The organism is Pedobacter frigidisoli (genome assembly GCF_032678525.1).
Classification (GTDB): Bacteria; Bacteroidota; Bacteroidia; order Sphingobacteriales; family Sphingobacteriaceae; genus Pedobacter; species Pedobacter frigidisoli_A.
Window position 1 is genome coordinate 326,143 of sequence record NZ_JAVTSE010000005.1, and the last position, 12,154, is coordinate 338,296.

General features: G+C 42.4%; 12 protein-coding genes. 5 read left to right on the forward strand and 7 right to left on the reverse strand.

Annotation, left to right across the window (positions count from 1 at the left end; genetic code table 11):
• Positions 1 to 6 precede the first annotated feature (6 nt).
• The 4 genes from kdpA to R2Q80_RS15945 form a co-directional block, all read right to left on the reverse strand.
• Positions 7 to 1,725, reverse strand: coding sequence for a potassium-transporting ATPase subunit KdpA (gene kdpA, locus R2Q80_RS15935; RefSeq protein ID WP_047800663.1), 1,719 nt, complete (start codon positions 1,723 to 1,725; stop codon positions 7 to 9).
• Positions 1,726 to 1,760: 35 nt separating this feature from the next.
• The gene (gene kdpF, locus R2Q80_RS21930) at positions 1,761 to 1,838 is read right to left on the reverse strand and encodes a K(+)-transporting ATPase subunit F (RefSeq protein ID WP_156166780.1); all 78 of its coding nucleotides are present in this window, start codon (positions 1,836 to 1,838) and stop codon (positions 1,761 to 1,763) included.
• Between the two features lie 297 nt (positions 1,839 to 2,135).
• A complete protein-coding gene (locus R2Q80_RS15940) occupies positions 2,136 to 3,290 on the reverse strand; it encodes a M20/M25/M40 family metallo-hydrolase (protein ID WP_316800550.1) in 1,155 nt (384 codons plus the stop codon).
• A 10-nt stretch (positions 3,291 to 3,300) separates the two neighbouring features.
• The gene (locus R2Q80_RS15945) at positions 3,301 to 3,912 is read right to left on the reverse strand and encodes an N-acetyltransferase (RefSeq protein ID WP_316800551.1); all 612 of its coding nucleotides are present in this window, start codon (positions 3,910 to 3,912) and stop codon (positions 3,301 to 3,303) included.
• Positions 3,913 to 4,179: 267 nt separating this feature from the next.
• Here R2Q80_RS15945 and R2Q80_RS15950 point away from each other — a divergent pair, with 267 nt between their 5' ends.
• Positions 4,180 to 4,626, forward strand: a complete 447-nt coding sequence (locus tag R2Q80_RS15950; RefSeq protein ID WP_316800552.1) for a hypothetical protein — start codon at positions 4,180 to 4,182, stop codon at positions 4,624 to 4,626.
• A 286-nt stretch (positions 4,627 to 4,912) separates the two neighbouring features.
• On the opposite strand, the gene R2Q80_RS15955 is transcribed toward R2Q80_RS15950, so the two are convergent.
• The gene (locus R2Q80_RS15955) at positions 4,913 to 5,683 is read right to left on the reverse strand and encodes a glucose 1-dehydrogenase (protein ID WP_316800553.1); all 771 of its coding nucleotides are present in this window, start codon (positions 5,681 to 5,683) and stop codon (positions 4,913 to 4,915) included.
• Positions 5,684 to 5,869: 186 nt separating this feature from the next.
• Between R2Q80_RS15955 and R2Q80_RS15960 the strand changes: the two genes are divergently transcribed.
• The 4 genes from R2Q80_RS15960 to araA all read left to right on the forward strand — a co-directional run bounded on the left by R2Q80_RS15960 (position 5,870) and on the right by araA (position 10,187).
• Positions 5,870 to 6,094 carry a CDGSH iron-sulfur domain-containing protein gene (locus R2Q80_RS15960; RefSeq protein WP_047800666.1) on the forward strand — a complete coding sequence of 75 codons (225 nt, stop codon included), beginning with the start codon at positions 5,870 to 5,872 and terminating at the stop codon, positions 6,092 to 6,094.
• Between the two features lie 172 nt (positions 6,095 to 6,266).
• Positions 6,267 to 7,967, forward strand: coding sequence for a ribulokinase (locus tag R2Q80_RS15965; protein WP_316800554.1), 1,701 nt, complete (start codon positions 6,267 to 6,269; stop codon positions 7,965 to 7,967).
• On the forward strand, positions 7,964 to 8,662 hold the full coding sequence (locus R2Q80_RS15970; RefSeq protein ID WP_316800555.1) for an L-ribulose-5-phosphate 4-epimerase: 699 nt from the start codon (positions 7,964 to 7,966) through the stop codon (positions 8,660 to 8,662). The genes R2Q80_RS15965 and R2Q80_RS15970 overlap by 4 nt, the downstream gene beginning before the upstream one ends.
• A 34-nt stretch (positions 8,663 to 8,696) precedes the next feature.
• A complete protein-coding gene (araA, locus tag R2Q80_RS15975) occupies positions 8,697 to 10,187 on the forward strand; it encodes an L-arabinose isomerase (RefSeq protein ID WP_316800556.1) in 1,491 nt (496 codons plus the stop codon).
• 65 nt (positions 10,188 to 10,252) lie between these two features.
• Here the strand turns inward: araA and R2Q80_RS15980 are convergent, their stop codons facing one another.
• Positions 10,253 to 11,272 (reverse strand): zinc-binding alcohol dehydrogenase family protein, encoded by a 1,020-nt coding sequence (locus R2Q80_RS15980; protein WP_316800557.1) that lies wholly within the window; start codon positions 11,270 to 11,272, stop codon positions 10,253 to 10,255.
• Between the two features lie 32 nt (positions 11,273 to 11,304).
• Positions 11,305 to 12,093 carry an SDR family oxidoreductase gene (locus tag R2Q80_RS15985; protein WP_316800558.1) on the reverse strand — a complete coding sequence of 263 codons (789 nt, stop codon included), beginning with the start codon at positions 12,091 to 12,093 and terminating at the stop codon, positions 11,305 to 11,307.
• Positions 12,094 to 12,154: the final 61 nt, after the last annotated feature.

A 12,154-nucleotide genomic window follows, 5' to 3' on the forward strand; every position in this document is an offset into this window, starting at 1 on the left:
ATATGTCTATTTAAGCATGGTAAAATATTCCGCCAACGGACCTAAGGCGAGGGCGGGGAAATATGAAAGTGCATTGAGTACCAGGATAACGGCAAAAGTCATCAGGGCAAAGGTTTTGGTATCTGTTTTAAGGGTACCAGCAGACTCAGGAATAAACTTCTTTGCTGCCAGTAATCCTGCAATCGCTACCGGGCCAATAATCGGAAGAAAGCGACCTAGAAATATAATTACACCGGTTAGCACGTTCCAGAATACGTTATTGTCGCCAAGGCCCTCGAAACCCGAACCATTGTTGGCATTGGAAGAGGTTACCTCATAAAGCATTTCAGAAAATCCGTGAAAGCCGGGATTGTTAAGCCAGTTTTTAGGCTGAACTGCCCATTCAGCTGCGCCATGGTCCGTAAATACAAAACTAGATATTGCGGTACCCGCAAGGATCAAAAACGGGCTCAACAAGGTAATAATCGCGGCAATTTTTATTTCCCTTGCTTCCACCTTGTGTCCAAGAAATTCAGGCGTTCTACCTACCATCAGCCCAGATATGAATACGGCTACGATCAGGTAAATAAAATAGTTCAGCAACCCTACACCGCATCCACCATAAAATGAGTTGATCATCATGGCGAGCAGTTGCCATAGTCCGGTGAGAGGCATCGTGCTATCGTGCATACCATTTACCGAGCCGGTAGAAATCACGGTGGTTAGTGTGCTCCAATAGGCAGTTGCGGCAGGCCCTAAACGCACTTCCTTCCCTTCCATTGCGCCACTCGCCTGTGAAATACCCATTTTGGCCAGTTCAGGATTCCCCCCGAGCTCTGAATTTAGAGTAGGTACGAGCAGCATGAAAAGTCCGATGGTCATTACGCCAAAAATTGTCCATGCCAGTTTCTTTCTGCGGATGAAATATCCAAAAGCAATCAACATAGCCAGGGGGATAATGGTTTGCGAAACTACTTCTACTGTATTGGTGATGTAGTTTGGATTTTCAAATGGATGTGCGGAGTTGGCGCCAAAATAGCCGCCGCCGTTTGTTCCCAAATGTTTAATGGCTATAAATTGTGCTGCCGGGCCCCTGGACACATTCACGGTGTCTCCCTGAACGGATATGAACTGATCCTTGGAATCATAACTTGCAGGCGTACCGTTAAACGTTAATATTAAAGCTACAACTATTGCCAGGGGCAACAGCAAACGGGTAATTGATTTCACGAAAAACTCCCAGAAGTTACCCAGCTGGGTGGAGGTTTTATCTTTGAAAGCTTTAAATAAAACTACTGCAGCAGCTATACCCGTGGCGGCACTTACGAACTGCAGAAACATCAGCACAAACTGCTGGGTCAGGTAACTTACACCACTCTCTCCCGAGTAATGTTGCAGGTTGCAATTGGCCACAAAACTGATAATGGTATTAAAAGCCAGATCTGGCGTCATACCCGGATTTCCGTCTGGATTAAAAGGAAGCTTATCCTGGAAAATCAGAACGAAAAATCCATAGACCAGCCATAACAGGTTAATGGTCATCAGCGCTTTCATTTGCTGTTTCCAGTTCATTTGTTCCCTGATGTCAATTCCTGAAAGCTTAAAGATTCCAGATTCGAGGGGTTTCAAAAAGTCTGTCCAGACTTTTTCTCCTGCGAACACTTTGGCCAGGTACTTTCCAAGTGGAATAGCGATGATCAGTGTAAGCAGGAAGGTGGCAATAATGCCGGTTAATTCAGTGTTCATTTTTTAATTTGTTAATGCCTTTAAAGAAGGCAGGACTAAAATTTTTCTGGTTTAATCAGCACGTAAATCATATAGATGAATACGGCTACAGCGATGATGAATAATGTGATCATGATATTAGATTTTTTCGAACCAATCAATTGATTTGTAACTTGCGCCGCAGAGCAGCAGGAGGATGATTAAGAGTAGTACGGTCATAATTTGTTGCTTTTTACAGGGCTTAATCCATTGGTGTACCATAAAAGACATACACCACATAACTTATTATAAATCAGTTAAATAAATTGACATACTTTATTCCGGGGAAAGTAATCAGTTAAAAAACCCTTCCATTTTGGTATGGTGATTTCCATTTTGAAATGGTGAGTATCTGGGCTATCGTATCCTTCAAAATAAAGGGCATCCGCCTTTTAGCCATGATAAACCGCCGGAATTGGAAATCCCGTTAGATCAGTTTGCTCTTCAGGCAACTGAAGAGACGCTAACATGTTAATATAGATGTTAATTCCCTCCTCAATCTCATCAATACCAATATATTCATTGGCTGTGTGAGACCGGGCAGAATTTCCCGGTCCCATTTTTACAGATGGCATATCCAGCCAGCCCTGATCTGAACTGGTAGGCGAGAAATAAGTAGTACGTCCTAATGAAAGTCCGGCTCTCACAATGGGATGTGTTAAATCGATATGAGATGGCTTTAATACATTAGGGCGGATCTTGAAATAACTGGAAGTATGATTAATAATGGCATTGATAATTTCCTTCTCTGTATAATTATGGTCAAAACGGATGTCAACCGTAAAATGGCATTCTGCAGGTACAATATTATGCTGAATACCGCCCCCAATCTCCGTTACGCTCATTTTGACAGGCACAGGCGCTCCATCCATGATTGGAAATTGATATGTTTTAAACCATTCAATATCTTTAAGCGCATGGTAAATCGCATTGTCGCCCTCTTCTCTTGCTGCGTGGCCAGCTCTTCCTTTTGCACTGCAGTCGATCACCATTGATCCTTTTTCCGCAATGGCCATTTGCATTCCGGTTGGTTCACCCACTATTGCAAAATCGATCGGCTTAAGATCTTTTAAAATGCTGCGTATGCCATTCTCACCTGAAGTTTCCTCCTCTGCGGTAGCGGCCAGGCATAAGTTGAATGGCAGGCCCTCCATAGGATAGTAATGAAGAAAAGTAGCGATTAAACCAACCAGAGATCCTCCGGCATCATTACTACCCAGGCCAAAAATTTTGTCATCTATCACCTGTGGAAGGAAAGGGTCCATAGTGTATTGGTTATTATCACGAACCGTATCGTGATGAGAGTTTAATAGAATAGTTGGTTTTGAAAGATCCAGGTGCCGGTTGTAACACCATACGTTATTGTATTTTCTAATGGTATTTACACCCCGGGCATTTAGAAATGAGGTGATGATTTCTGCAGTTGCATCTTCTGCTCCGCTAAACGATGGTGTAGCAATCAGGTTTGCAAGCAGATCAATAGATTGCTGGTAAAGGGAATTCAGGTCGGGAACTCCCGCTGCTGTTTTAATCCGGTTATTATTCATTGTGTGGCTATTAGTTATTTGAAAATGTTGTTTGTTTGTATTTCCCGGATTCCAGGGAAACCGGTGTTGGATTATGAAGGGAATATGCCGGATCGAAAAGCATAGCTGTACAGAGACAGTTGCACTTTCCTTTGCGCTCCAGGATATCATAATTTATACATGATTTGCAACCCTCCCAGAAAAGGTAGTCGTGAGTAATCTCGGAAAAGGCCACTGGCAGGAAGCCAAGTTTAGCATTCATGCGCATCACTGCTGAACCGGAAGTGATACTGAATATTTTTGCATTGGGATACAATCGTCGGGAAAGTTTGAATACCTTGTTTTTAATAGCTGCTGCAACACCTGAATTCCTGAATCGCGGCGCTACGATAAGTCCGGAATTGGAAACAAACCGGTCGTCTTCCCAGGTTTCAAAATAGGAAAAACCTACCCATTCTCCACCACTGGTAACCGCTATTACTGCTTTGCCAGCGGCTATCTTTTCAGCTACTGCAGCAAAGGTCCGCCTCGCAATTCCGGTTTTCCTGGCAATCGCACTGAGATAGGTCTCCTCAATAATTTCGTCAACGTACTTCGTATCGCATTCGTCGGCGATACGGATAAAAATAATCTGGTTATCCATGATCTTTAAATTTCATGGTACCAGCATTACAATTCAGATGCCCGGGTAAAAAAAAATACCAAAACATCAGCGTTGGGATACTTAAAAGCCTATAATTATTATTTCAAAAAAATGAACAGTTATCCTACCCTATCATAATGATATGGTTCTTTGCCATTTTGATAGGATAGAACAGAGTGGGGGAAAATTAAAAAATTGATCAAAGGGTATATTTTCTTTAATATTATACACGCATCAATAAGGGATATTTAAAAATGATAGAGGGCAATGAATAAAATAATAGTTAAGTTCTGGCTGATTAATTTAGTGATCAGTATATTATTGTTTCTCGCGTTCAGGGTTTTGATCGATCAAACACCATCGTCACAACAAAATCTGTTCGAAAAATTCTGGGACATTTTAGAGTTGATATTGAATTTAGGTATCTCGTTTATATACCTCATATTAATGCTGATTTCATCGCTCACCTTTTTCCTGAATCTGAACAGCAAAATCAGGAACAATTTCTATTTATCACTATTAAGCTTCCCGGGACCGGCACTTGCGCTGGTCACTTACCTGTCCCCTGTTTTGGTAACTGATTACCAGGCTGCCCACGCAAGTGTGTTGACCAATCTGGTCTATTTTCCTATCGCTTACCTACTCATAACCACCATAGAATTTCTGCTATTCAGGAGAATTCTTAGAAAATCAGGACTTGCCAATAGCATCTGATCAACTGCATTAAAAAAGCAATAATTCTTCGAAACTTGTTGGATGAGGACAGATAAAGTGACGGATTTGCTATGCGGCAGGCATTTACCGCTCAAAAAAGGCCTTATTACCAATCTGAAAGTGGTTTTCTAGTGGTTTATGGCTAGCAGACCACTACCAGACCACTAGCAAACCACTAGGATACCGCTAGCTGTATTAGGTTGCTGTGCCTTAATGGTACCGCAATCCTGGAAGTTAAGGTTGGAAAACCTATCCCAAGATTTCCGTAAAATAATAACTCAAAAAGCTACTGTTCTTCATAATGATATGTTAATCCACCATCTACAAAGTAGGTAGAGCCGGTTACATATGCAGCATCATCTGAAGCCAGAAATGCAACAACACCGGCCACGTCTTCTACTCTGCCCATTCTGCGTAAAGGGATATTGCTGATCACTCGTTCCAATTCCTCTTTATTGTTTAGCAAGTCCTGGTTAATTGGCGTAGAAACAGCTCCCGGCGCAACATTATTTACCCTGATATTGAAAGGGGCAAGTTCAGTTGCCAGGTTTCGGGTAAGCATTTTTAAGCCACCTTTGCTTGCGCAATAAGCTGCGAAATGCGGGAATACTGTTTCCTCGTGTACCGAACTCATATTGATCACCGCTCCTTCAACACTGTTCTTCCTGCAATACTTTACAAAAGACTGAATGCCGAAGAATACACCTTTAAGATTGGTGTTCATGACCAGATCGTAATCCTCTTCAGTAACTTCCCAGAAATCCGCATTCTTTTCCACACCGGCATTGTTAACCAGAATATCGAGCCTGCCAAATTGATTTACAGCCTCTTCAACCATACGGATAGCCTCATTTGCCTGACTTAAATCTGCTACTACAAATGCCGCCTTACGTCCCATCTCGTTTATTTTAGCAATAAGCTTTTCTCCCCTTTCATCAAATTTATGGCCGTTCAATACGATGTCACAGCCATCTTTAGCTAATCTCAATGCGCATGCTGCACCAATGCCCTGACTGCTACCTGTAATTAGGGCTACTTTATTTTCGAAACGACTCATCCTGTATAATTTTTCCTATAGGATAAATGCGATTTCAGCCAAAATGTTTGAAAGAACTGAAATTGGGGATATCTGAGGTTGAGCTTGTAGAGAGGAGATGCGAGATTGAGAACGTTTCTAAACTACAATCAAAGGATCAATATGTAATTTTTAAGGCTTAATTTTGCTTCATACAAACAAAACATAATGTCAAAAACAAAACTTACAATCAATAACAACGGGTCGGTAAAAATCGAGGGGGATTTCGAAATTGTAGATAAAAACGGAAACACTTACGGTTTACAAGGAAGAGATGTATTATCGATTTGCCGTTGTGGTTTATCACAAAACAAACCATTTTGCGATGGTGCACATAAAGGTCATTTCGAGCATGAAGCTATTGCATTTGATTTGCCTCCAAAGAAAGTATAACCGGGTTTAAACTGATATTTTGAGAAGCCACGTTTTAAGACGTGGCTTTTTTTTGTGACCACGAAAAATTTCACCGGGCTGTTTGAGTTCTTTAAACATCTGTGGATTAAAATTTTTATATAAATTTTGCATTTCGGATAAATAAACGTTAATTAGACGATTATTTACTGTTATGAGCAAAGCAAACTATGTAATTGGTATCGATTACGGAACGGATTCAGTGCGATCTGTTTTGGTTGACACTACCGACGGCAAAGAGATCTCCTCTTCCGTTTTCCTTTATCCAAGATGGCAGAAAGGGCTATATTGTAAACCATCCATCAATCAATTCAGACAACATCCCTTAGATTATATTGAAGGATTGACCCATACCATAAAAGATTGTTTAGCAAAGGCCGGCGGATCAGAAATTGCAGCCTCGGTTAAAGGAATCTCAGTCGATACCACGGGATCAAGTCCTGTTGCGGTTGATGCTTCAGGTACTCCTCTTGCGTTAACTCCGGGCTTTGAGGAAAATCCAAATGCCATGTTTGTACTTTGGAAAGACCATACCGCAGTAAAGGAAGCCGCAGAAATCAATGAGCATGCGACCAAATTTAAAACGAATTATCTGAAGTATGTTGGTGGAATCTATTCATCAGAATGGTTCTGGTCTAAACTACTGCGGATTTTAAGAATAGATTCATCTATAAAAGCAGGAGCACAATCGTGGGTGGAGCATTGCGACTGGATACCTTTTCTGCTTTGTGGCGGCAAAGATGTAGCAGCAATGAAACGCAGTCGTTGTGCGGCCGGGCACAAAGCACTTTGGGCAGAGGAATTTAACGGATTACCTCCGGAGGATTTCTTTAGCAGCCTTGACCCGCTTTTAGCTGGTTTTAGGGATAAATTATTTGCAGATACTTATACTTCAGATGTTTCTGCGGGCACTTTGAGTGAAGAATGGGCTGATAAACTTGGCTTATCTACTGATGTTGTAATCGGTGTTGGCGCTTTCGATGCCCACATGGGTGCCGTTGGCGGTCAGATTGAGCCATATTACCTGAGTAAAGTAATGGGCACCAGTACCTGTGATATTCTTGTTGCCCCTAATCAGGATTTACATGGAAAACTAATCAGCGGCATTTGTGGACAGGTAAATGGATCGGTTATTCCGGGTATGGCGGGTTTAGAAGCAGGGCAATCTGCTTTTGGTGATGTGTATGCCTGGTTTAAAAATCTGATCAGCTGGCCTTTAAATCATTTACTTACCGAATCAAATCTCATTGATGAGGCAACAGCCATGGCTTTAAAGGATGAACTGGAAAGCATAATCATTGCTAACCTTAGTAAACAGGCGGAAGCGCTGGAAGATGAAGACTATGCCGAGCTGGCCATTGATTGGCTGAACGGCAGGAGAACGCCAGACGCCAACCAGGAACTTAAAGGTGCGATTACCGGTTTAGGATTAGGCACCGATGCCCCTCGTTTTTTCCGTGCACTGGCGGCAGCAACCTGTTTTGGAGCCAAAGCTATTGTAGACCGCTTTAAAGAACAGGGCGTTCCGGTAAAAGGAATTATTGGTATTGGTGGTGTAGCTAAAAAATCAGCCTATATCATGCAAATGATGTCGGATGTTTTAGAAATGCCCATTAGGATACACCGTTTTGAACACACCTGTGCTTTAGGTGCCGCTATGTTTGCCGCAGTTGCAGCGGGTATTTACCCAACAATTGAAGAGGCTATGGCAGCAATGGGAACAGGATTTGAGAAGGAATACAAACCAAATATTAAAAAGCAGAAAATGTACAGAATGCATTATCAGCAATACCTTGGTTTAGGCCGTTACCTGGAGCGCTACAACAAGAAAGACGTTAAACCTTATCTATCATGAGCAACTATCAGGATATAAAAGAACAGGCCTACCTGGCCAATATGCAGTTACCCAAACTAGGCCTGGTGCTTTTCACTTTTGGTAACGTAAGTGCGGCCGACCGCGCTAAAGGTGTTTTTGCCATCAAACCCAGTGGTGTACCTTATGAAAATTTATCACCGGAGAAAATGGTGATTGTTGATTTTGAGGGCATCTCGGTTGAAGGCGATTTACGTCCATCATCCGACACAAAAACCCATGCAGTATTATACAAGCACTGGGAAGATATTGGCGGTGTTGTGCATACGCACTCTACCTACGGTACGGCCTGGGCGCAGGCGCAAAGAGCAATTCCTATTTTCGGAACCACTCATGCAGACCATTTAACAGTTGATATTCCTTGCGCACCACCTATGGAGGATGCTATGATTAAAGGAAACTATGAATATGAAACCGGCTTCCAGATCATGAATCATTTTGAAAGCCTGGGTTTGAGTTACAAAGAGGTTGAAATGATTTTAGTAGGCAACCATGCCCCTTTTACCTGGGGTAAGACCGCTGAAAAAGCCGTTTACAACAGTGCCGTTCTGGAAGCAGTGGCGCAGATGGCTTTGTTAACGGAGCAGATCAATCCGCAGGCACCAAAGCTGAAGGAATCATTGGTTCAAAAGCATTATGAGCGTAAACATGGTGCCGGAGCCTATTACGGACAATAACAAATAAGAAGTTAAGCAATTAAACAAATAAAAAATGATTGATTTAAAAAAATTAGAAGTTTGGTTTATTACTGGTACGCAACATTTGTACGGGGAAGAAACCTTAAAACAAGTGGCTGATCACGCGCAGCAGGTTGCTGATTCATTAAACCAGAATGGCAGCATCTCGGTATCGGTAGTATATAAACCCATCGTAAAAACTACTGAGGAGATTTTTGAGACCTTACAGCAAGCTAACACCGATAAAAACTGCATCGGGGTAATGACCTGGATGCATACATTCTCTCCTGCTAAAATGTGGATCAGAGGATTGAATGTATTACAGAAACCTTTACTGCACCTGCATACTCAATTCAACCGCGATATTCCATGGAACACGATTGACATGGATTTCATGAACCTGAACCAGAGTGCCCATGGCGACCGTGAGTTTGGATTCATCGTTTCGCGTATGCGCAAAGACCGCAAAGTAGTGGTGGGCCACTGGCAGGATGAAGAGGTAGCAAAACAAATTGATACCTGGGCGAGGGCCGCAGCTGGATGGAACGACTGGCAAGGAGCAAAATTTGTTCGTTTTGGCGATAATATGCGTTTCGTAGCCGTTACAGATGGTGATAAAGTAGAAGCAGAAATGAAGTTTGGTTTCTCGGTAAATACTTATGGCATCGGTGACCTGGTTGCCGTAATCAATGGCATTAGTGAGGAATCAATTCAGGGTTTACTACACGAATATGAAGAAAGCTACGATATGGCTGATGATTTAAAAGCTGGTGGTGCCAGACATCAATCGGTTTACGATGCGGCAAAAATCGAATTAGGTTTAAGAAAATTCCTGGAAGATGGTGGCTTTAAAGGCTTCTCAGATACTTTTGAAGATCTGCATGGCATGATTCAATTACCTGGAATTGCGGCACAAAGATTAATGGCCGATGGCTATGGTTTTGCTGGTGAAGGCGACTGGAAAACAGCTGCTTTAGTACGTGCATGTAAAGTAATGGGTGCTGGTTTACCTGGTGGAAATGCTTTTATGGAAGATTATACTTACCACTTCGACCCTTCAAATTCGATGGTTTTGGGATCGCACATGCTCGAAGTTGATGCTTCACTAGCTCAGGGCAAAGCAAGCCTTGAGGTACATCCTTTAGGTATTGGTGGTAAAGCTGATCCTGCACGTTTGGTGTTTAATGTGGGTAGTGGCGATGCATTAAATGCTTCATTAATTGATATGGGAAATCGTTTCCGTTTACTGGTAAATGAAGTAACGGCAGTAGAAGCTGAGCATGACTTGCCAAACCTGCCGGTTGCCCGCGTGCTATGGAAGCCACTTCCAGATATGAAAACCGGTTGTGCTGCATGGATTTATGCTGGTGGTGCGCACCATACGGCGTATAGTCAGAATTTAACTACAGAACATTTATCAGACTTTGCAAATATTGCAGGTTTGGAATACATCAATATCGGTGCAGATACCAAAATCAATCAGTTCAGAAATGAATTGCATTGGAACGAAGTATTCTACAAATAATATTACATACGCGCTCAAATACCCTAAAGCCGATAAATTTATTTATCGGCTTTTATTTTATAAAACTAATCGGGCATACTCACCATCGCTTTGATCACTCCGTTTTTCGGATCAAGCCAGCTTTCAAACTCGGATTTAACTTCTTCAAAGGTAACCTGATGGGTAATGTAAGTGGTTGGTTTTACCAAACCAGCTTTCATTGATTTAATCACATGTTCAAAATCTTCAATATTAGCATTCCTGCTGCTCATCAAGGTGGATTCACGTTTATGAAATTCGGGATGATTGAAAATCAGATCACCTTTTTGCAGGCCAATTAAAACGAACCTTGCACCATGTGCCATGTAATTTATTGCATTGTTTATCGCCTTTTGATTTCCGGTTGCGTCGATAACCACTGTTGGCATATCGCCATTGGTAATGTCGCTAAGTTGCTGAAGCACATCAGGAGAAAGCGCATTGATGACATGCGCAACACCTAGTTTTTCTTTACAGAAGGCGAGTCGGTCGTCGTTAATATCGAACGCAATCACATTACCTCCGGCAATGCGGGCAAATTCCATAGTTCCCAAACCAATCGGGCCTGCGCCGATAACCAATACAAATTCGCCGGGTTGCACATCAGCTCTGCGAACACCATGAGCACCAATAGCCAGGGGCTCCACCAGAGCCAGTTCATCATAACTCAAACCTTCCCCGTGTAAAAGCGTACGCGATGGAACCTGTAAATATTCACGCATCCCCCCGTCTACATGCACACCACAAACCTGCATTTTTACACAGCAATTGGGTTTGTTCATCCGGCATGCAATACATTCGCCACAATTGAAATAGGGAATAAAGGTTACGGCCTCTCCGATATTGAAACCTGAGGCACCATCAGCCTCTACCAGTTCTCCCGAAAGCTCGTGACCTAAAACACGCGGATAGTTGAAAAAGGGCTGAGTACCTTCAAAAGCGTGTAAATCAGTACCACAAATACCGATTCGTTTAATTTTTATGATGGCATGGTCTTTTTTCAGTTCAGGTTTTTCTGTTTCTGAATATTCGAAAGTTCCGGGCGTTGTACAGGTAAGGGTTTTCATATGTTAATGAGTGGGTGTTGAATGAGTGAATTTTATGCATTTGCCAAAGCTCTGTCTAAATGCACATACCCGCCGTCAACGTGAATAATCTGGCCGGTGGTATGGCTTGATTTTTCAGACATCAGAAAGGCTGTCATATTGGCGATCTCCTCAGCAGTGGTCATTCTGTTTTCCAATGGGATTTTAGCAGTAATTTCGTCGAGTTTTGCCTGCGCATCCGGTAACGTATCTATCCAGGTTTCATAAGCAGGTGTCCAGCATTCGGCAACCACAACTGCATTTACACGAATACCATATTTCAGCAACTCCACTGCCCATTCGCGTGTTAAGGCGTTTCTACCTCCATTTGCAGCAGCATAGGCTGAGGTATTTCCCTGCCCTGTTTCAGCCGTTTTAGAAGTAATGTTTACAATTGCACCCTTGCTTTTTATTAATTCCGGCAAGGCGTGATGAGCCATCAGGTAGTAGTGAACCACATTTTTGTGCAATGAGGCCATAAAATCCTTATAGTTTCCATTTTCCAGGCCAACGCCATCATTTACACCCGCATTGTTCACCAGGCCGTCAATGCGTCCGAACTTAGCCACAATCTCTGCAACTACTTTTTCACAATCTTCGGGGTTTGATAATTCGGCTACGAACTGAGCAGCCTGACCACCTTGCCCTGCAATTGCGTCAACCACTTTCTGGTTATCTTCTGCTTTTCTGCCAACAATTACCGCGATTGCATTTTCTTTCGCGAATACGTCTGCAATGCTGCGACCAATACCTTTTGCGGCACCGGTAATGATAATCACTTTTTCTTTTAACTGTAAATCCATAGTTTTTTAATTAGTGAATGAGGGATTAATAGAAGGAGTAAATTACTACTCAATCATTCAA